Raw genomic sequence first — 20,939 nt, 5'->3', positions numbered from 1 at the left:
TAATAGCGTAAATTTTTTCAAGATAAATAGTATTTAAAGGGTAAGAAGATTCACTAATCTAAAAAACGCCTTATGCCTAATGTACAAATGGCCATTCGATGAGCTAAGCTACTAAAAATCCTGAAACCACAAAAAAATGCGCGCACCGAGCCGGCCGGCTCGGCTGCGAAGCCGCCCGCTGGTGAAGTCCCTACCCCTGGTTTTGGTGGTGGCGCGAGGCCGGTCTGTAAGAATGCCCACCACGGGGCCTTATATCTTACTTCCTTATATACCTGTGTTTATGCAAAAAGTAGCGCGAACTTTGTAGTTCGCGCTACTGGCACGGTGGCGGCCCTACCCCCTACGAAATCGGCACTTTGCGCAGAATTGCCTCAATGAGGTCGTGGGTGCGGATACCGTCGGCCTCGGCTTCGTAGGTCATCAGGATGCGGTGGTTGAGCACGTCCTCGGCCACGTCCTTGATGTCTTCGGGCAGCACGTAGTCGCGGCCGTCGAGGTAAGCCACGGCGCGGGAGGCGCGGTGCAGCGCGATGCTGGCCCGCGGACTGGCCCCAAACTGCACGGCCTGCGCAAACTCGGGCAGGTCGTAGTCGGCCGGGCGGCGTGTCGCAAATACCAGCTCGATGAGGTATTTCTCTAGCGTGTCCGAAATCGTCACCTGGTTTATCTGGTCGCGGATGCCGAAGATGTCTTCCTTGGTCAGCACGGGCTGCACATTGCCCTGAAAACCCATATTGGCCATGCGGCGCATCACTTCCAGTTCGTCGGCTTTTTTGAGGTAATCGACATGCACTTTCAGCATGAAGCGGTCGACCTGGGCCTCGGGCAGGGGGTAGGTACCTTCCTGCTCCACTGGGTTTTGGGTGGCCAGCACCAAGAACGGCCGGTCGAGCTGATACGTCTGGTCGCCGATGGTGACCTGGTTTTCCTGCATGGCTTCGAGCAGGGCGCTCTGAACCTTGGCCGGCGAGCGGTTGATTTCATCGGCCAGCACGAGGTTGGCGAAGATGGGGCCTTTCTTGACCTCAAACACCGACTGGTTCTGGTTGTAAATCATGGTGCCCACGAGGTCGGAGGGCAGCAGGTCGGGGGTGAACTGCACGCGCTGAAAGTGCAGGTGCAGCACCTGGGCCAGCGTGCTCACGGTGAGGGTTTTGGCCAGGCCCGGCACCCCTTCGAGCAAAATGTGACCACCCGTAAACACGCCGATGAGCAGGCGGCTGACCAGCGCCCGCTGGCCCACCACCACTTTTTCCATCTCGGCAAAAGCCTGGCGAATGAGGGGGCGATAGTCGGGGGCGGAGGTGGGCTGCATGCCGGCAAAGTAACGGCCGGCAGCGGGTTTATGCGGCCGCCGCAGCATACCAAAACCCCTACCCCCCCGCGTTACGGTGAAGCTCGCGGCGGCCCGGCAGCGCCGCTGGCGGCCAACCTAAGCCGCAGTTTTTCGTTCAGAAATACTTAGCCTAGTTTCTTTACCGAGCCCCGCTCGGCTTCACTCACGCCTTTTCTGCCTGTGCCAGTCTACTTACGCCGCTTTTTGTACGTAATTTTTGGGTTAATCGCGCTGGTATTGCTACTGGTGATTGGCGTCGTTGTGTTCTTGCAATTTCCAGCGGGTCAGGACTTTGTGGCCCGGCGCGCCGAAGGCTACCTGCGCGACAAGCTCAAAACCGAAGTGCGCCTGGGCACGTTCCGCACCGATTTCCGGCACGCCATCAACTTCGACAACGTGTACCTGGCCGACCAGCAGCGCGACACGCTGGTGAGCGTGGGCCATCTGGGCGTGAGCATCGATATTTTTGCCCTGCTGCACAGCCAGGTAAATATTAAGGACGTGGAGCTGGAAAACGGCCGCGTGCGCCTGACCCGCACCGAGCCCGATAGCGTTAATAACTACGACTTCATTATCAACGCGTTCAGCGACCCCACGGCGCCGGTAGACACGACCAGCTCCAGCCTGAAGTACGATATCGGCAAGCTGCACGTCAGCAACCTGCTTTTCACGCAGAATGACCAGGTGGCCGGCTCCGACCTGCGCGCCAAAATTGGCGACCTGCTGGTGAACATGGATGAAGTAGACGTGACCAACTCCATCTATAAGGTGAACAATGCGGCACTGCGGCACAGCTTCATCAAGATGGCGCAGACCAAAACTGCGCCCGAGCTGGCCAGCCCCGAGCCCACCAAGCCGCTCGATTTGACCTTTGGCCTGAACAAGGCGACGCTGGAAGACGTGGGCTTTGTGTATAAGAATGGCCCATCGGCGCAGTTTATCGACGCAAAAATTGGGCTGGCCGACGTCACGGCCAAGAATATCGACCTGGCCAAGGAGCGCATCGACCTCGATAAGTTGACGCTCAAAAACACCTCTTTCGCCTACGCCCAGAACAAGGACGTGCCGGTGGAGCAGCGCGCCATTAACCCCGCCGAGGCGGTGCGCAAGGTGAACGATGCGGCCCAGCAGGCGGCCCCTACCCCCCTGGCCTGGCGCGTAACGCTGGGGCAATCGGACGTGAGCGGCGTAGAGGTCAAGTTTGACAACTTCAACGACCCCAAGGTGAAGAGCCGCTACCCGGCACTCGACTACAGCCACCTGCATTTCACGGACTTGGTGCTGAACACGCACGACTTGTCTTTCAGCGAGAACCTGACGACGGTGAAGCTGGACAACCTGGCGGGCAAGGACCAGAGCGGCTTCGCCATCACGTCGGCGCGGGCCAATGTGGTGTACGACTCGACGGACATCAAGCTCGATAGCCTGGACTTGATAACGCCGCACACGCGCATTAAGCGCAGCCTGGCGCTGCACTACAAGAGCCTGGGCGTCATTGCCGACGACCTGCCCAACCTGGGCCTGGCCGGTGACCTGCGCAACACGCGGCTGGGCTTCCGCGACATCCTGTACCTGGTGCCGAGCCTGGCCTCTACCCCCCCTTTCACGACCGGCCCCAACCAAAGCGTGCTGGTGAGCGGGCTGGTGAGCGGCCGGCTGGGTGATTTGCTGATTCGCAACTTTGACTTCGTGGGGCTGCGCAACACCGTGATGCAGGCGCGCCGGGCGCACATCGTGGGCCTGCCCAACGTGGATGGTCGCCTGTACGTGGACCTGGATATTCAGAAATTCAGCACCACCCGCGCCGACCTGCTGAGCGTGCTGCCCAAGGGCACAGTGCCCGACAACATCAGCATTCCCCCTACCCTCTCGCTAAGCGGCACCTTCAAGGGCCGGCCCACGACACTGGCGTTTGATACGAACCTGAAGCTGCGCTCGACCTACGGCAACGTGGCGTTTAGCGGCAAGCTGGGCGCGGCGCAGGCCAATGGGCAACAGCCGCTGGTGGGCACCTTCGCGGTGCAAAACTTCGACGCGGGCAAGCTGCTGAAAGACCCGACCATCGGGACGATTACGGGCACGGGCCGCATCAATGCGGTTGGCAATTTACAGGACCCCAATACCTTGGTGGGCAAGCTGACGGCCAACATCCAGAGCGCCCGCTACAACGGCTACACCTACCACGGCGTGACCACTACCGTGGACATCGACCGGGGCAAGTATACGATTGCCGCCAGCAGCCACTCGGACCCCAACCTCGACCTGGACCTGAACGCGGTGGTGAACCTGCGCGACGCCAACAACCCGACCTACCAGGTAACCTCGCTGAACCTACGCGGCGTGAACCTGACGGCGCTGGGCTTCTACACGGGCGGCGACCTGCGCATTCAGGGCGATTTGAAGGCTAACATCAGCGGCTCGGGGCTGAATACGATTAACGGCACGTTTAGCGGCAATAATATTGTCATTGTCAACAATAACCAGGCGTTTCCGCTGGATTCGGTGAGTGGCCGCATCGTGCAGAACGCGACGCGCACGCTGGTGGATTTCAACTCCAACGTGGCCAACTTTAACCTGGATGGCAACGTGCACCTGGGCGATTTAGCGACCGAATTGCAGCGGCACATCAACCGGTATTTCCGGCTGGCGGGCGTGAAGCCGTTTACGTCCAATGCGGGCGGGCAGCAGTTTACCTACTCGCTCAAGATGAAGCAGACGCGGCTGTTGCGCCGGCTGGTGCCGGGGCTGCGGCGGCTGTCGCCCTTCACGCTGGCCGGCGACTACAGCCGCGCCGACGCCCGCCTCACGGCCAAAACCAGCATTCCGCTGATTCGCTACCAGAGCTATAAGCTTGACTCGCTGACGCTGAATGTGGGCTCGAATCCACAAAAGCTTGACTACGCGCTGCGCATGGCCCAGGCCGCCGAGCAGTCGGCGCGGGATACTACTTTCCTGCTGCGCCGGCCGAGCCTGGTGGGCAATGTGGCTGATAATAAGGTGAATGTGCGCGCCGCCATCCTGGGCGATAGCACGGATAAAGAACGGCTGGCGCTGGCCGGCGCGCTACAAGTGCTGGAGCAGCGAGCGGGCAGCGCCTACCAGTTTGCGTTCGCCGACGACCAGATTATTAACTACGATACCTGGACGGCGGGCACCGGCAACTACGTGCGCTACAACGCCGATGGCACAGTGGTGGCCAATGCCTTGCGCCTCACCAATGGCTCGTCGGCGCTGGTGGTGCAGAGCCAGAACCCGGCCGTGAATACCTCGCCGCTGGCTGTGCGCTTCGAGCAGTTCAACCTGAGCATCTTGGGCAAAGCCATCGGCATGGCCGACTCGACAGTGGGCGGCCTGCTCAATGGCGAAGCCGTGGCCCGCAACCTGGGCACGCCAAAGCAGGCTTTCACCGCCAACCTGACTATCAAGGACTTGTTGTATAGCAAGACGGTGCTCGGCGACCTGGCGCTGCAAGCCAACAACCCCGTGCCCGACCGCTACGACGTGGATGCCCGCCTCACCGGTGGCGGCGGCAACGATGTGACTGTGAAGGGCGCATACCGCACGGTGGGCACCACGCCGCTCGATTTCGTGGTCGATGTAAACCGTCTCAACGTGAAAACCGCCGAGCCCTTCTCGGCCGGGCAAATCAGCCAGGCCACGGGCTTCCTGAGCGGGCAGCTGACGCTGGCTGGCACTACCAGCGCGCCGCAGGTGCGCGGGCGGCTTACCACCTCGCCCGATGCCAGCTTCGTGGTGCCGCAGCTGGGCTCGCCGTTTAGGCTGGTGAGCCAGCCGATTGTGTTTGATGAGAAAGGCATTGCCTTTAACAATTTTACGGTGCTCGACTCGGTCGGAAATAAGGCGGTGGCCAATGGCTACTTGCTGACACCCAACCTGCTGGACTATAGCTTCGACCTGCACATAACGACCAATGATTTTCTGGCCGTGAAGAGCACGCGCACCAAGGACAACACGTTGTACTACGGCCGCCTGGTGGTGGACTCAGATACGCGCCTGACGGGGCCGCTCTCGCTCATCAAAATTGATACCCGCGCCACGGTGGTGAAGGGCTCGGACCTGACCGTGGAAAACCCGGCCGTGGACCCTAGCGTGGTAGCTCGCGAAGGAATCGTGCAGTTTGTGGACAAGAGCGTGAAGCTGAACCCGCTGCTGGCCAAAAAGCTGGCGGCGGCCGACTCAGCGGCGCAGGCCAACTCGATTAACTACGACATTTCGGCCCAGATTACGATTACCGATAATACGCCCTTCACCTTCGTGGTAGACCCCATCAGCGGGGATAATCTGCGCATCCGGGCGGCGGGCACGCTCACGACCAACATCGACCCAAGCGGCAACATCACGCTCAGCGGGCGGCTCGACGTGCGCCGGGGCAAGTACAAACTCTCACTTTACGGCCTGGCTACCCGCGAGTTTATCATCTCGAAGGGCTCGTACATTACCTGGAGCGGCGACCCCTACAATGCCGACCTCAACATTACGGCCGTGTACAAGGTGAAGGCTGCCCCGGCCGACCTGCTGGCCGCCCAGGGCAGCAACGACCCGACCTCCAACACGGTATCGCGCAATGCAATGGCGTTTAACGTGTTGATAAAAGTAACTGACCAGCTCAGCAAGCCCACGATTGGGTTTGATATTACCCTACCCGAGTCGTCGCTCAACAGCGCGGTGGGGGGCGAAGTAGAGGCGGTACTTAGCAACCTGCGCCAGCCCAGCCAGACCTCCGAGCTGAGCAAGCAGGTGTTTTCGCTGTTGGTGCTGGGGCGCTTTATTCAGCAAAACCCCTTCCAGTCGGCGGCGGGCGAGAGCTTTGCGGCCAGCCAGCTGCGCGGCTCGGTGAGCCAGGTGCTCACCGACCAGCTCCAGAGCCTGACCGGCAAGTACCTCTCGGGTCTGGGCCTTGACCTGGGCGTAACCAACCAAGCCGACTACAGCAGCGGCTCGAACGGCTCGCGCACCGACCTGAACGTGGCCGTGCGCCGCCAGCTCTTCAACAACCGCCTCACCGTGCGGGTGGGAGCCGACGTGCCGCTGGCCGGCGCCGGCAACCAAACCACTTCGGGCACCAGCTCGGCCAGCAACCTGGCCGGCGACGTAAGCCTCGAATACACGCTGCTGGCAGATGGCCGCCTGCGCCTGCGCGCCTTCCGGCAGAATGCCTACGAGGACATCGACGGGGCCATTGTGCGGACGGGCGCGGCGCTAGTGTTTCAGCGCGACTACAATAATTTCCAGGACTTGTTTGAGAAAGTGAGCCGCGAAGTGAAGGAGCGGGGCAAGAAAACCCGCAAGCAGGACAAGAAAGACGAGGAGGAGCAAAAGCGCCATGAGCAGTACCTGTCCGACTCGGCCTCGGGCGTGACGAGCGCCCGCACAAGCCGCCCCGATACCACCCGCCGCCCGGCCACCAGCCAGTAAGCTGTCAAAACGGAGTGGCACGCCGTTTCCATTCGAGCGGCTTTGCTGGCAATACGCAGCGTGCCACTCCGCCCTACCCCCTTCGCCCCGCGCCAAGAGTATAGTATGAAGAAAATTTCCCTATTCGCCCACCTTACGCATTCCGCTTCCTCGGTGGCAGCCTCGGCCGGCGGCCGCTGGGCGGCCGTGCTGAGCCTGCTGTTTTTTGCCTCGTGCTCGGGGCTGAAGTATATTCCGGAAGGCCAGAAGCTGTACACGGGCAGCAAAGTCACCATTGAAGCGCCCGACAAGCTGCGCAACCAGGACGCGCTCCAAACCGAGCTGGAAGCCCTGGTGCGGCCGCAGCCCAACTCATCGATACTGGGCCTGCGGCCCAAAATCTACTTCTGGCACCTGGGCGTGGGCAAGTCGAAAGGCATTGGGCATTTTCTGGCTGGCAAGCTGGGCCAGGCCCCGGTGCTGCTCAGCGATGCCCAGCCCGCCAACACGCGCGGCCTGATGGTGAACCGCCTCCAGAACCGGGGCTACTTCCACGGCAGCGCGTCGAGTGAGACGCAGACCAAGGATAATACGGCCCAGATAAACTACACCGTGCGGCCCGGCCAGCAGTATACGATGCAGGAAATTCACTTTCCTGACCGCGATACGCTTATTGATGCCGCCATTCGCAACACCGCGCCCCAAACGCTGCTGAAAGTGGGCGACCCTTACGACCTCGACGTGCTCACCAACGAGCGCACCCGCGTGGACCAGGCGCTGAAAAACCAGGGCTACTACTACTTCAACCCCACCTACCTGCTGTTTCAGGTCGATAGCACACTTAATGGCAAAGTGAATGTGTACTACAAGGTGAAGGCCGAAACTCCGGCGCGGTCTACCCGGCCGTACTGGCTCAAGACTATCAGCCTGAACACTAATTATGTACTGACGGACACGGTGAAGCGGGAGCCCATTCGCTACCAGAAATACCTGTATTACCCCGACGAGAGCATGTTTCGGGCGAAGGCCATTACGCGGGCCGTGTTCCTGTTTCCCGACAGCCTGTTTCGGCAGCACCGACGCGACCAGACGCTGAGCCGCCTGATGAGCCTGAACACCTTTCGCTACGTCGAAATAAAGTTTGCGCCCTCCACGGCGGGCGACTCGGCTGGCCGCGCCCGCCTCGACGCCAGCGTGCTGATGACGCAGCTCAAGAAGAAAAGCCTACGCGCCGAACTGCAACTGGTGAGCAAAAGCAACGGCTTTGTAGGGCCGGGCCTCACGGCGCAGTTCCGCAACCGCTCGGCGTTTCGCGGGGCCGAGCAGCTGCTCGTCAATGCGGTGGCCTCGTACGAAACGCAGACTAAAGCGCCCTCCAACGTGGAAGGTACGCGGGGCACTACGGGCCTGCTTTCGACCGAATTCGGCCTGGATGGTCAGGTGCTGGTGCCGCGCATTATCGCGCCGCACCTACCGTTTTTAAATCCCAACCTGATTAACTCCGACTTTCAGCCACGTACTACGTTTGGGCTGGGCGTACGCTACGTCACGCGCACGGGCTACTTCAGCACTACCAGCTACTCAGCCAGCTATGGCTACAGCTGGAAAACCAAAATCACCAACGAGCAGCAGCTGAAGCTAATAGATGCCTCGTACAACTCCGTTTCGACCGACACGGCCTTCAATCGGGTGCTTATCGCCCGCCCTTTTCTCAAGCAGGCCTACACCTCGCAGTTTATACTGGCCAGCTCGTATCGGTACACCTACAACCAGCAGGTGCTGGAGCAGCGCCGCCAACAGATTTTCTTCCAGGGCATGGCCGAGGTAAGCGGCAACGTGGCCAATGCTATCAGTAGCGCCGTAGTGGGCAAAAAAACGCCCACTGAGTATTATACCATTGCCGGCCAGCGCTTTGCGCAATATGCCAAGTTTGACTTGGAGCTGCGCGAATACTACCGCATCAGCCCCAAAGCCACTTCGGGCAACCGCATCGTGGGCCGCCTGCAAATCGGGGTGGGCCTACCCTACGGCAACTCGGCGGGGGGCACGCTGCCCTACCTGCGCCAGTATGGCATCGGGGGCCCCAACTCGGTGCGGGCTTTCGCGGCGCGCCAACTCGGGCCGGGCTCCTACAAGCCCTTGGCCACCGACATTATCAACAACTACTACGACCAGGTGGGCGACCTGCGCCTGGAAGGCAACCTGGAATACCGCCAGGATTTGTTTCCCTACGTGAAGGGTGCGGTGTTTATAGATGCGGGCAATGTGTGGCTCGTCAATAATGACCCCCAGCGGCCGGGCGGGCAGTTTCAGGCCAGCACCTTCCTCAACCAGCTGGCCGTGGGCGCGGGCGCGGGACTGCGCATCGACGTGCAGTTCTTCGTCATTCGCTTCGACTACGCCTATCCGCTGCGGGCCAACTATGGCACTCCCGACGACACAAGCGGCCGCCTGAACCTGGCCATCGGCTACCCCTTCTAAGCAATCAGCCACTAGCTTTCAGCTACTAGACTTATGCCTGGATAGGGAAGCCGCAGTGGGAGTATAGCAGTAAATTCGATAGTAGGCCCCGGAGGGGCGACCGGCACTTATTTAGTCGCCACGAGTCGCCCTTCCGGGGCTTATTCCTTTTCGACCACTTGGGCCTGACCGACCTGCCGCCTTACCAGGGCTTCCCTAGCCAGGCCAGGGCGTACGTGTTGAGCAAACTACGCGTCGCAACTAAACGCCTCGCGGCCGGGCCAGCGCACGCCAGCCGCTAGTAGTGCTGAGTGCCGGGCACCACATGAGCTGGCGCTGAGGCGTTTGGGAGCTGCTACTGAAACGCTGTGCCTCAGCGCACTCATTACGACTAATAAAATTCCGGCATTTACGGCTATCACAAACGATTGCCTTTCCTATCACAAACGTTTGCACTAGTTTCTTGGGACATTTAATTCACAATCAATTATTTAATAGTCCCACACGGAATCTAATTTTAGCCTTAGGCAGGTATCGCCTACAGGCATCCCTACCCCCCTTTTCCCACCCAAAAACCCTTCGCTATGAAGAAACCTCAACGCATAATAGTTGCGCTAGTGGCCGCGCTCGGCAGCCACTTCACCCTTTCGGCCCAGACTACCCCCGTGGTAGTGGAGGCCGAAACCGGTACCTCTACCAACCCCGCTACCCCCGTAGCGGGCGCCACTACCGGCGACTGGGCCTTTAAAACAGTAGCGGCGGCGGGCACCACGCCGGCCATCAACTACGCCACCTGCCTCACCGACGTGGCGGCCTATACCGCCACTACCTCGCCTGGCGGGGGGGTAGGCGGCTCGGCCCCGGCCACGGCGGCGCGGGTGCTCACCTACACCGTCACGTTTCCGGCGGCGGGCACCTACGATTTGTACGCCCGGATGCGGGTAGGCGCCGGCGGAGCCAGCGACGATAGCTACTTCTACGCCACTGGCTTCGGCACGAAAGACCCCACGGTTACTACGAATTGGGTAACCGCCAATGGCCTCAACAATGTGGGCTACGTGGCCGGCAATAGCCTGGCCGTAGATGGCGCCGGCGGCAGCGGCACCGGCGTTTGGAAATGGGTTGACATGTCGAAATTTATCGTCAATGGCAGCGCGGCCACCACCTTTACGGTGCCGGCCGGCGCGCTCACCCAGACGTTTCAGATTGGGGCTCGTGAGGACGGACTCGACTTTGACAAATTCGTGTTTGGCCAAACGGGGCTGTACTTTACAGTAGGCCAGCTCGATGCCGGCACGCAGGGCACAACCGCGGCGCCAGTGGCATTTGTGCCGGCCTACGCACCGCTAGCGGCCGGCAAGACTAAGTACCTGGGCAGCGCCTACAGCACGGCCCAATCGACGTATTTTGGCGACTACTGGAACGCCGTGACGCCCGAAAACGGTGGCAAGTGGGGCAGCGTGGAAAACACCCGCGGCACCTACAACTGGACCGACCTGGACTCGGCTTATAACCGCTTAGCGCGCATCGGGGGCGTATTTCGGCTGCACACGCTCATCTGGGGCGCGCAGCAGCCGACCTGGCTGCCGGCCCTATCGCAGGCCGACCAGCTAACGGCCATCAACGCGTGGTTTCAGGCCTTGGCTACCCATTTTGTGGGCAAAAAAATCGACTTCATCGATGTGGTGAACGAGCCCCTGCGCACGCCTCCAACCGGCCTGATTACGATAGGCAGCAATGCCGGCACTGTTGACCCCAGCGGCGGCGCCTACATCAACGCGCTCGGCGGGGCCGGTACCACCGGCTACGACTGGATTATCACCTCCTTCCAGCTGGCGCGCCAGTATTTCCCCAATGCCAAGCTGGTACTCAATGAGTACAGCATCGTGAACGACGGCAACTCAGCAGCCAAGTACGTGACGATGATTAACTTGCTCAAGACCCGCAACCTCATCGACGGGGTAGGCCTGCAGGGCCACGCCTTCTCGACCGGCTCGGCCACGGTGGCCACCATGACGGCCAACCTGAATACCGTAGCCGCCCCCGGCATCCCGCTCTACATCACGGAGTATGACTCGGACGGCCTCACCGACGCCGCCCAAGTGGCGGAGTACCAGCGCGTGTTTCCGCTGTTTTGGGAGTATCCGGCCGTGAAGGGCATCACGCTGTGGGGCTTCCGGGTGGGCCACTGGCGCACCGCCCAGGGCGACAACCTCATCAACGCCGACAACACCGAGCGGCCGGCCATGGTGTGGCTGCGCAACTACGTGAAAAGCACTACGCTGGGCACCAAGGCTACCAGCGCCGCCACGGCGGGCCTGTTCCTCTACCCCAACCCGGCCCAGGACGGCAGCGTGTCGCTGAGCATGCCCGCCAGCCTGGGTGCGCAAGCTGTGGAAGTAGCGCTATTTAACAACTTAGGGCAGAGTATATTGCGCCAGACGCTCGCCGCCGGGGCCAGTGCCGTGCGCACCCTACCCCTGCCCGGTGTGGCCAAGGGCCTCTACACCGTGCGCCTGACCACCAGCGCCGGCGCGTTCAGCCAGCGCCTGACCGTGGAGTAGCCTCCTTCGGGGCTACCCTTCCGGCACTTACAGCGGCTAGTTCCGCAGTCCACAGCCTCCTGGCAATTTTGCCGGGAGGCTGTTCTGGTTAGAAGGGGCGGCCAACACTTGGCTGGGGAACACGGTTTGGCCGCTACATTCGCTTTTCTTCCAATTTATGCTTCGCAAACTCCTACCCCTCCTTGCCATGCTGACGCTGCTGGGCCGCCCGGCCGCGTGGGCCCAATCCATCTACTCAGCCACCGACCCGCTGGCCCACACCTTCAGCATCGTGGCCCGCGACCCCAAAACCGGCGAAATGGCCGTGGCCGTGCAGAGCCACTGGTTTTCTGTGGGCACCTCGGTGAGCTGGGCCGAAGCCGGCGTGGGCGTGGTGGCCACGCAGTCGTTCACAAACAAGTCGTTTGGCCTAAGAGGATTGGCTTTGCTGAAAAGCGGCAAAACCGCTCAGCAGGCCCTCGACGAGCTGCTGGCCGCCGATGAAAGCCGTGAGGTGCGCCAGGTAGCCATATTGGACAACCAGGGCCGCGTGGCTACCCACACCGGCAACAAATGCGTGGACATGGCCGGCCAGCAGCAAGGCAACCAGTTTTCGGTGCAGGCCAACATGATGCTCAACAACACCGTGTGGGGTGCCATGGCCAAAGCTTATGAAGCCAGCGCCGCTCTCCCCCTCGCCGAGCGCGTGCTGGCCGCCCTCGACGCGGCCCAGGCCGCCGGGGGCGACATTCGGGGCCGGCAATCGGCCGCGCTGCTGGTGGTGCGCGGCACCACCACCGAAGGCCCCTGGGCCGACCGCCTCGTGGACCTGCGCGTGGACGACAGCGCCGCGCCCCTGCCCGAGCTACGCCGCCTGCTGAAGCTGCACCGCGCTTACGACCACATGAACGCCGGCGACCTGGCCGTGGAAAAAAACGACATGCCCAAGGCCATCGCCGAGTACCAGGCCGCCGAAAAGATGTTTCCGCAAAACCTGGAAATGAAGTACTGGCACGCCATCACGCTGGCCAACAAGCAGCAGGTGCCCGCCGCGCTGGCGCTGCTAAAACCCATTTTTCAGCAAGAGCCTAATTGGCGCATCCTCACCGAGCGCCTGCCCAAAGTGGGTTTGCTCATGGTGTCGCCGGCTGAATTAAAGCAGATTCTGGCGCTGAAATAACACTAATTGCTGTGTATAAAAGAACGTCATGCTGAGCATGACGTTCTTTTTGTTAATTCTTCTATTTCCACTTTCCATGCGCCACTTCCTACCCCTCCTTTTCCTGCTCGCCAGCCTCACCGCCGCAGCCCAAACCAAGCCGGCCGCATCGTCGGTGCCGCACCACTTTTTCACGCTTACTAATTTCAAAACGGAGGGCGGCGCGGTGCTGCCGAAGGCCCTGGTGGGCTACGGCACCTACGGCCACCTCAATGCCAAGCGCGATAATGCCGTGCTGCTGCCCTCGCACTACATGGCCGGGCACCGGGGCTACGAGTGGCTCATCGGCCCCGGCAAGTGCCTGGATACTACCAAGCTATTCCTGGTCACCACCGAGCTGTTTGGCAATGGCAAGTCGTCGTCGCCGAGCAACACACCCGAGCCATTTCACGGCCCGCGCTTTCCGGTCATGACCATCCGCGACAACGTGCAGGCCGTGCACGAACTGCTGACGAAGGAGCTGAAAATAACGCATCTACGGGCGCTAATCGGCTTTTCGATGGGCGCGCAGCAGGCGTTTCAGTGGGCCGTGAGCTACCCTACCTTCGCCGACCGCATCGTGGCTACCTCGGGCACGGCCAAGAACTACCCGCACGGCGTGGTGCGCCTCGAAGGCCAGATTGCCGCCCTCACCGCCGATGAAGCCTTCAAAAACGGCGACTACACCGCCCCGCCCACCAAGGGCATCGAAGCCTTCGCCACCGTCTGGACGGGCTGGCTCTTCTCGCAGGAATGGTGGCGTAAAGAACTTTGGCGCAACGAAGAAAAGCCCGGCGTCACGTTTGAGCAAGTGCTAAATAACTACCGCACGCACTTCATTCCGGGGGCCGATGCCAACGACCTCATCGCCCAGATGCGCACCTGGGAATACCACAACGTGGGCACTACCCCCGGCATGGGCGGCGACGTGGAAAAAGCCTTGCGCAGCATTAAGGTGCCCATTCTGTACATGCCTTCCGAAACGGATTTATACTTCCCGGTGGGCGATGCGCGCTACGAAGCGGCGTTTATTCCGGGCGTCACGCTGCTGCCCATCCCGTCCTTGTGGGGCCACACCGCCGGCGCCGCCAGCAACCCGGCCGACTCGAAGTTTTTGAATGAGAATATTGGGAAGTTTTTGGCTGCTGGTAAGTAGTCTTGTGTCATTGCGAGCGTAACGAAGTGAAGCGCGGCAATCTTTCCTTATCGTTGGATTAGTAACCCTAACGTGCAGGAAAGATTGCCGCGCTTCACTTCGTTACGCTCGCAATGACACAAGACTTATCTCTTCTTATCGAAAATGCTTTTCGGCAGCAGCATGTGCGCGCCGCGCGTGCCGTCCACTACCTGCGTTACGTTGAGGTCGCCGGCCACGCTGCACAGCATGTAGGCGTCGTCTTTGGTCATGCCCTTGGTTTTCATTAGGAAATCAATCATTTCGCGCACGGCCTGCTTGCCGGCCAGCGTCAGGTCTTCGTTGAGGCCCATACTGATGTAGTGGGTCGGGGTTTCGGCGCGGGGCACGGCCAGGTGCATGTCTTTGTGCACGATAAACTCCAGGTTGCCCACCAGCGACGTTTCCAGCGCCGTGATGTCTACCTCGCCGTTGCCTTGGCCGGCGTGGCCATCGCCCACGAAGAAGAGTGCGCCCGGTGCATGCACCGGCAGGTAAAGCGTGGTACCTACTACTAGGTCTTTATTATCCAGGTTGCCACCAAAAATGCCGGGCGGCGCGCTATTTACGCGGCCCATCGTGGTGGGCGGCGCTACCCCCATGCTGCCAAAAAACGGGTGCAAAGGAATCTCAATACCGGGCGCGAAGTCGGCCACCATCCGCTTTTTATCGAGCGGAATAATCTTCATCTTGGCGTAGCCGAAGTCCTCAGGAATAAACCCGCTCTTCGGCCCAAAACCATTGTAGGCGTACGGAATGGCCAGTTCGATGGCCTTGATGCGCACTTCCAGCACATCGCCCGGCTCGGCACCTTCCACAAAAATGGGTCCGGTGAGAATGTGCCCGCCCGGCCCCTTATTGGTCACTTTGTCATAAATATCGCGCAGCGACTGCTCGACCTGCGCCGGGGCTACACCCGCGCCTTCGAGGCGGGTAGGGCTCGACGTGAGCAAAGTATGCACCTGCACCGTCTCGCCCGACTTGATGCGCATAACGGGGGTAGCGGCCGCATCGTAGTAGCCCCAGGCCACGGTGGTGGGGCTGGCCAGCAGCTCGTGCTGGGCTTTGGGCAGGTGCTGCGCCTGAGCGCCGCCGGCAAAAAGCAGGGCAGCGGCTAGTAGGAGGAATCGGGTATTTTTTTTCATCGCTGAAAAGTACGCGACGCCTGCCAACTATCTATCATTGCGAGCGCAACGAAGTGAAGCGCGGTAATCGCCCCAGAACGACCTTCGTGGGTATCGTTCTGGGACGATTGCCGCGCTCCACTTCGTTGCGCTCGCAATGACAAACGGTATCCCTACCCCTTCATTACCTTCTCCTGGCGCATAACCGACTCCAGGTGAACGGCTTCCAGGTAGCGCTCCACAAATTCTTCGGTGAGGCCCACTTGGGCACCCTGGCGCTTGCTGCGCTCCAGAATCTCGTTGAGGCGGGCAGTTTGCAGAATGGTGATGTCATTCTCCTTCTTGTACTGGCCGATTTTTTCGGCCACGGCCATACGGCGGCCCAGCAACTGCATTACCTCGGCATCGAGGTTGTTGATTTGCTCGCGCAGGCCGGCCAGGGCGGTCAGGTACTCGGCCTTGTCAGTGGTTTCGTGGCGCCACACCAGGTCCTCGATGAGCTGGCCCAACACCTCAGGCGTGATTTGCTGCTTGGCATCGCTCCAGGCATTGTCGGGGTCGATGTGGCTCTCAATCATGGTGCCATCGAAGTCCAAATCCAGCGCCTGCTGGGCCACGGCAAACAGCGTATCGCGGCGGCCGCAGATGTGGCTGGGGTCGTTGAGGATGGGAAGCTCGGGCATGCGGCGCTTCATCTCGATGGGCAGGTGCCACATCGGCGCATTGCGGAAGTCGGTGTTGCCGTAGCTCGAAAAGCCCCGGTGAATCATACCAACCTGCTTTAAACCAGCCTTTTGCAGGCGCTCGATGGCGCCTACCCACAATTCCAGCTCGGGGTGAATAGGGTTTTTAACCAGCACCGGAATGTCCACGCCGCGCAGGGCATTGGCAATTTCCTGCACCGAAAACGGGTTGCCGGTGGTGCGCGCGCCCACCCACACTAGGTCTACGCCAAAGGCCAGGCAGTCTTCGACATGCTTGGCGGTGGCTACTTCCACGGCCACCGGCAGGCCGGTGAGCTCGCTGGCTTTCTTGAGCCAGGGCAGGCCCTTGGCCCCTACCCCCTCAAAGCCGCCCGGCTTGGTGCGGGGCTTCCAGATGCCGGCGCGCAGGGCCTGCACCTTACCGGTGGCGGCCAGGCGCTGGCAGGTTTCGAGCACTTGCTCCTCGGTTTCAGCCGAGCACGGGCCGGAGATGAGGAAAGGCTTATCCTCGGGTTTGCGGTTAAACAGGTCGTTGAACATGGGGTAGGGTGTTAATTGTTGAAAGGCGATGTAAAACGGAGTGGCACTCCGTTTGGCGTAAGGTGCCAGCCGCGCTGAACTGACCGGCCGGCAACGGAGTGCCACTCCGTTTTACAGTTTAAGGAATGATTTTTCTTATTTCATTAGCGTGTTCAAGCTCGGTAGTGAGCCCGGCGTAGTCCTCGCGGGCCAGCAGCTCGCGCAGCTTATGAAGCTGCAGCAGGTGTTCGTCCAGCACATCCAGCACATTCTCCCGGTTTTGGCGGAAAATGGGCACCCAGGTAGCCGGCGCGCTCTTGGCCAGCCGCACCGTAGAGGCAAAACCGCCGCCCGCCAGGTCAAAAATGCGCTGCTCGCCGCGCTGCTCTTTCTCCAACACGGTGAGCGCCAGGGCAAACGACGTAAGATGCGAAATATGCGACACATAAGCCGTGTGCAGGTCGTGGTCGGCCGCGCCGAGGTGCAGCACCCGCATGGGCAGGGCCTGAAACAATGCTTCGACCATAGCCACGGCATCGGGGTCGCTCATCTCGGCATCACAGACGACCAGCGTTTTGCCTTCAAAGAGGCCGCGCACGGCCGCGTTGGGGCCCGAATACTCGGTGCCGGCCATGGGGTGCACCGCCACGAAACGGCCCCGGCGCGGGTGCCCGGCCACGGCCGCCAGCAGGTTGCCCTTGGTCGAGCCCACGTCGATAACCAGCTGCTCGTCAGTTATCAGGTCTAGCACCTGCGGCAGCACGGTCAGCATAGCATCCATGGGCACGGCCACGATGACGAGGCCGGCCGGGGCCACGGCGGCCGCCAGGTCGGCGGCAATTTCATCAACCAGGCCCAGCTCCAGCGCTCGCTGGGCGTAGGGGGGGTAGGCCTCCACGCCAATGAGGTGGTCGGCCAGGCCGTGCTGCCGCAGGCTGAGTGCCAGCGAGCCGCCGATGAGCCCGAGGCCGATGATGGTGATAGTCATTTTGAGTTAAGAGTTATAATATAGTCTGTCATTGCGAGCCTGCGAAGCAATTGCCCCGGAACGAGCTAGCGGGACGAACCCGCGCGAACGTCATCGTGCTGGTGCGCTTGCTTCGCATTGCTCGCAATGACAGGTGAGCTTTTTACCCTCTCCAGCGCCTTGCGCAGCACGCTTTCGGGCTGGCACAGGCTGGCGCGGATGTAGCCGAGCCCGTTGCTGCCGAAGATGCCGCCGGGCGTCAGAAACACGCGGGCTTCGGCCAGCACGGCGTCGCTCAGAGCATAACCGTCGGCGTAGGCCGGCGGCACGGCGGCCCAGATGAACAGCCCCACCTGGCCCGGTGCGGGCGCGCAGCCTAGGGCGCGCAGCAGCGCCACCACCAGCTCGCGGCGGGCGCGGTAAGTGGCATTCAGCTCCGCAAACCACTCGTTGCCGAGCGCCAGCGCCGCCACGGCCGCCTGCTGCGTGCCCAGGAACATGCCCGAGTCCATGTTGCTCTTGAAGCGCAGCACCTCGGTCAGCCAGTCGGCGCGGCCTACCAGCATTCCTACCCGCCAGCCAGCCAGGTTATGGCTCTTGCTCAGCGAGTTTAGCTCTAGTGCTACTTCTTTGGCGCCCGGAATGCTGAGCAGGCTCGTGGGCGGCGTTTCGTTCAGCACGAAGCCGTAGGGGTTGTCGTGCACCAGCACGATGCCGTGGGTTGTGGCAAACTCAACCAGCTGTTGCAGAAACGCGGGGCTGGCCGGCGTGCCGGTGGGCATATGCGGGTAGTTAACCAGCATCATCTTCACCCGGCTCAGGTCAGTTTTAGCCAGCGCGACCAGGTCGGGCAGCCAGCCGGTGGCGGCGGTAAGGTCGTATTCGCGCACCTCGGCCCCGCAGATTTCAGCCACGGCCCGGTAAGTGGGGTAGCCGGGGTTGGGGATGAGCACCGCATCGCCGGCCTCCAAAAACGTCATGCCGATGTGCATCAGGCCCTCCTTGGAGCCGGCCAGAGGTAGCACCTCGGTAGCGGGGTCGAGGGCTACGCCGTAGCTTTTTTGGTAAAAGCCGGCCATGGCCTGCCGCAGCGCCGGCGTGCCCTGGTAGCTCTGGTAGCCGTGGGTAGTGGGCTGGCTAGCAGTGGCCGCCAGGGCCGCCACCACACTCGGATGCGGCGGCAAATCGGGGCTGCCGATACCCAGGCTGATGATATTGGCCCCGGCCGCGTTGAGGGCGGCCAGCTCGCGCAGCTTGCGCGAGAAGTAGTATTCGCCGGTGTGGGCCAGGCGGCTGGCGGTGGTGATGGTCATTTTGTTTGCTCTATTTAATCGTTTGTCATTGCGAGCGCAACGAAGTGGAGCGCGGCAATCTTTTCTACACGTTAAGATTGTTAATCCAAGTGAAGCGAGCGACAAGGAAGGGTTGCCGCGCTCCACTTCGTTACGCTCGCAATGACAATGCTTCTGCGTTATTACCTGCCTCCTGCCCAAAATCCATGCTGCCGCGCTGGTAGGCGCCCAGCACCCGCAGTTCCTCCGTCACGGTGGGCAGCTCGGCCAGCAGCGCCGCCAGTTGGGCGGGAGCATCGAACTCCACGTCGGTGTGGAAGCCGTAGTGCCAGGGTTGGCTGGGCCGGGGGCACGACTGCAACTTGCTCAAATTCAGGCCATGGCTGGCTACCAGCGTGAGCACCCGCGCCAACATCCCCGGCGCGTGCGAGGTATAGAAATACAGCGAGGCCTTATCGGGCTGAGCCACCGGCACGGCCTCGGCGGCGCGCGCCAGCACCAGGAAACGGGTGTAGTTATTGGGGTCGTCGTTGATGGCGGGGGCCAGAATTTCCAGCCCAAACGCCTCGGCCGCCTGGGCGCCGGCCACCACGGCCACGCCGGGCGCGCGGCTTTCGGCCAGGCGCTGGGCGCTGAGGCCGGTATCCTCCGTTTCGACCAGCTGCCAAGTGGGGTACTGGCTCAGGTAGTCGCCGCATTGGCGCAGGGCCATGGGGTGCGAGTGCACCGCTTTAATATCGGCCAGCGTAGTGCCGGGCAGCACCAGCAAGTGCTGATGAATGGGTAGGTATACCTCGCCGGTGATGGTGAGGTCATTGCGTTCCAGCAGCAGATAATTTGGCAAGATGCTGCCAGCCAGCGAGTTTTCCATTGCCATGAGGGCTGCCTCGGCGCGGCCGTCGGCTACCTGAGCCACTACCTCACCAAAGGTGGCGCAGAAGCTCAGGACCGGGGCCACGCCGAAATACTGGCGGGCCGCTACCTCGTGAAAACTTCCTTGGAAACCCTGGATAGCTACTCTTGCTGGTGCCTGATACATGGTGCTTGGTGTTGGAAATAAACTGCCCGAAGGCCGGAACGCATAAAAAAAGCGCCACCCGTGGAACGAGTGGCGCTGCTAATTTTTTGTGGCTTAGCTACATGGCGACTCGTTCTACGCGGGCGGCGTAAAATAATAGAAGCCAAAAAAGTAGCGGTTGCTGAACATGATAGGTGTCGAATTGGGCAGCAAGGTAGGGAAGATTTTCGCAAATGCAAGGGTTGCAGCGTGGACGCTGTGAGGCCGCGCGTAGTTCGGTCAACGCGCGGACTCACAGCGTCCACGCTGCATTACCCATTCCAGGTACCGAATTTTCCCTGCTGGTAGTCGGCATACGCCTGCTGGATTTCGGCCTCTGTATTCATCACAAATGGCCCGCCCGATACCACCGGCTCCCCAAACGGCTCGGCGTGGCCCAGCAACAATACGCTGTCGGTCAGAGCTTCAATAGCTAGCTCGTCGCCGTCGTAATCAAACTCCACCAGCTCGCGGGTGAAGGCTTCGGTGCCATTCACGCGCACGCTGCCGCGCACCACGTAGCAGAAAATGCTGCGGCTGGCCGCGATGGGCAGCGTCACTGCCGCTCCCTCCGCGAAGTCGAGCCAGGCCAGCGCCACGTCGGCCAGCGGCTGCACGGCCCCGGCGGCCCTACCCCACTCGCCCGATACGGCGTGGGCCGTAACGCCCGGCGCCAGCTCGGCCGCGGGTATCTCATTGGCTTGCAGGCCAATGTAGCGTGGCGCCACCATCTTATACTTCGCCGGCAGGTTTACCCACAGCTGCAGAATTTCGAGCGGGCCGCCGGTTTTCTTGAATTCACTGGATGATACTTCGGCGTGGATGAGGCCCGCGCCGGCCGTCATCCACTGAATGCCGCCGGCTTTTATTACGCTTTCGTGGCCGCTGCTATCCTTGTGCAGAATATCGCCTTCCAGAATAAACGTGACCGTTTCGAAGCCCCGGTGCGGGTGCGGGCCGAAGGGCAGTCCCCGGTTATTGGCCCGGTATACCTGCGGCCCGTGGTGGTTTAGAAACAAAAAAGGGTCGATGTACTCAACTGAGGGCGTGGGAATTGCCCGAAACGTAGTGAGGTCGGCGATGGGGGCGTTCACGGCCCGGTGCTTTTGAATGACGGTGCGCATAGTAGCGAATTAACTGCAAATGGGCC

Annotated in this window: 12 protein-coding genes; 5 read left to right on the top strand and 7 right to left on the bottom strand. The window is 61.2% G+C overall.

Going from position 1 to position 20,939, the window contains the following annotated elements; genetic code table 11:
* Nucleotides 1-340 precede the first annotated feature (340 nt).
* Entirely contained in the window at nt 341-1,315 is a 975-nt protein-coding gene (locus E4631_RS04260) for a MoxR family ATPase (RefSeq protein ID WP_133659880.1), read from the bottom strand.
* 201 nt (nt 1,316-1,516) lie between these two features.
* On the opposite strand from E4631_RS04260, the gene E4631_RS04255 reads away from it, so the two are divergent.
* The 5 genes from E4631_RS04255 (at nt 1,517) to E4631_RS04235 (ending at nt 14,108) form a co-directional block, all read left to right on the top strand.
* Nucleotides 1,517-6,772 (top strand): translocation/assembly module TamB domain-containing protein, encoded by a 5,256-nt coding sequence (locus tag E4631_RS04255; RefSeq protein WP_133659881.1) that lies wholly within the window; start codon nt 1,517-1,519, stop codon nt 6,770-6,772.
* Nucleotides 6,773-6,877: 105 nt separating this feature from the next.
* Complete coding sequence (locus E4631_RS04250; protein WP_133659882.1) at nt 6,878-9,232, top strand: BamA/TamA family outer membrane protein; 2,355 nt, start codon at nt 6,878-6,880, stop codon at nt 9,230-9,232.
* Between the two features lie 563 nt (nt 9,233-9,795).
* Nucleotides 9,796-11,775, top strand: coding sequence for an endo-1,4-beta-xylanase (locus E4631_RS04245; RefSeq protein ID WP_135318585.1), 1,980 nt, complete (start codon nt 9,796-9,798; stop codon nt 11,773-11,775).
* Nucleotides 11,776-11,932: 157 nt separating this feature from the next.
* Nucleotides 11,933-12,934 (top strand): DUF1028 domain-containing protein, encoded by a 1,002-nt coding sequence (locus tag E4631_RS04240; protein ID WP_133659883.1) that lies wholly within the window; start codon nt 11,933-11,935, stop codon nt 12,932-12,934.
* Nucleotides 12,935-13,010: 76 nt separating this feature from the next.
* The gene (locus E4631_RS04235; RefSeq protein WP_133659884.1) at nt 13,011-14,108 is read left to right on the top strand and encodes an alpha/beta fold hydrolase; all 1,098 of its coding nucleotides are present in this window, start codon (nt 13,011-13,013) and stop codon (nt 14,106-14,108) included.
* 125 nt (nt 14,109-14,233) lie between these two features.
* Here the strand turns inward: E4631_RS04235 and E4631_RS04230 are convergent, their stop codons facing one another.
* The 6 genes from E4631_RS04230 to E4631_RS04205 form a co-directional block, all read right to left on the bottom strand.
* Nucleotides 14,234-15,271 carry an acetamidase/formamidase family protein gene (locus E4631_RS04230; RefSeq protein ID WP_133659885.1) on the bottom strand — a complete coding sequence of 346 codons (1,038 nt, stop codon included), beginning with the start codon at nt 15,269-15,271 and terminating at the stop codon, nt 14,234-14,236.
* Nucleotides 15,272-15,423: 152 nt separating this feature from the next.
* Nucleotides 15,424-16,494 carry a chorismate mutase gene (locus E4631_RS04225; protein WP_133659886.1) on the bottom strand — a complete coding sequence of 357 codons (1,071 nt, stop codon included), beginning with the start codon at nt 16,492-16,494 and terminating at the stop codon, nt 15,424-15,426.
* A gap of 118 nt (nt 16,495-16,612) precedes the next feature.
* A complete protein-coding gene (locus E4631_RS04220; RefSeq protein WP_133659887.1) occupies nt 16,613-17,461 on the bottom strand; it encodes a prephenate dehydrogenase in 849 nt (282 codons plus the stop codon).
* Nucleotides 17,462-17,526: 65 nt separating this feature from the next.
* Nucleotides 17,527-18,753: a pyridoxal phosphate-dependent aminotransferase gene (locus E4631_RS04215; protein ID WP_133659888.1), complete on the bottom strand. Its 1,227-nt coding sequence runs from the start codon at nt 18,751-18,753 to the stop codon at nt 17,527-17,529.
* Between the two features lie 130 nt (nt 18,754-18,883).
* Nucleotides 18,884-19,771: a prephenate dehydratase gene (locus E4631_RS04210; RefSeq protein WP_133659889.1), complete on the bottom strand. Its 888-nt coding sequence runs from the start codon at nt 19,769-19,771 to the stop codon at nt 18,884-18,886.
* 290 nt (nt 19,772-20,061) lie between these two features.
* Nucleotides 20,062-20,913: a pirin family protein gene (locus tag E4631_RS04205; protein WP_133659890.1), complete on the bottom strand. Its 852-nt coding sequence runs from the start codon at nt 20,911-20,913 to the stop codon at nt 20,062-20,064.
* Nucleotides 20,914-20,939: the final 26 nt, after the last annotated feature.

This window comes from Hymenobacter sp. UV11, assembly GCF_004684095.1.
GTDB lineage: Bacteria > Bacteroidota > Bacteroidia > Cytophagales > Hymenobacteraceae > Hymenobacter.
Note: the sequence above shows the minus strand (reverse complement) of the source record. Positions and strands in the feature narration are given on the sequence as shown.

Excerpts from the sequence above, each read along its gene's own strand:
- E4631_RS04245 (WP_135318585.1), top strand. The coding sequence starts at position 9,796 with ATGAAGAAACCTCAACGCATAATAGTTGCGCTAGTGGCCGCGCTCGGC.
- E4631_RS04215 (WP_133659888.1), bottom strand. The coding sequence starts at position 18,753 with ATGACCATCACCACCGCCAGCCGCCTGGCCCACACCGGCGAATACTAC.
- E4631_RS04230 (WP_133659885.1), bottom strand. The coding sequence starts at position 15,271 with ATGAAAAAAAATACCCGATTCCTCCTACTAGCCGCTGCCCTGCTTTTT.
- E4631_RS04250 (WP_133659882.1), top strand. The coding sequence starts at position 6,878 with ATGAAGAAAATTTCCCTATTCGCCCACCTTACGCATTCCGCTTCCTCG.
- E4631_RS04235 (WP_133659884.1), top strand. The coding sequence starts at position 13,011 with ATGCGCCACTTCCTACCCCTCCTTTTCCTGCTCGCCAGCCTCACCGCC.
- E4631_RS04210 (WP_133659889.1), bottom strand. The coding sequence starts at position 19,771 with ATGTATCAGGCACCAGCAAGAGTAGCTATCCAGGGTTTCCAAGGAAGT.
- E4631_RS04220 (WP_133659887.1), bottom strand. The coding sequence starts at position 17,461 with ATGACTATCACCATCATCGGCCTCGGGCTCATCGGCGGCTCGCTGGCA.
- E4631_RS04205 (WP_133659890.1), bottom strand. The coding sequence starts at position 20,913 with ATGCGCACCGTCATTCAAAAGCACCGGGCCGTGAACGCCCCCATCGCC.
- E4631_RS04225 (WP_133659886.1), bottom strand. The coding sequence starts at position 16,494 with ATGTTCAACGACCTGTTTAACCGCAAACCCGAGGATAAGCCTTTCCTC.
- E4631_RS04260 (WP_133659880.1), bottom strand. The coding sequence starts at position 1,315 with ATGCAGCCCACCTCCGCCCCCGACTATCGCCCCCTCATTCGCCAGGCT.
- E4631_RS04240 (WP_133659883.1), top strand. The coding sequence starts at position 11,933 with ATGCTTCGCAAACTCCTACCCCTCCTTGCCATGCTGACGCTGCTGGGC.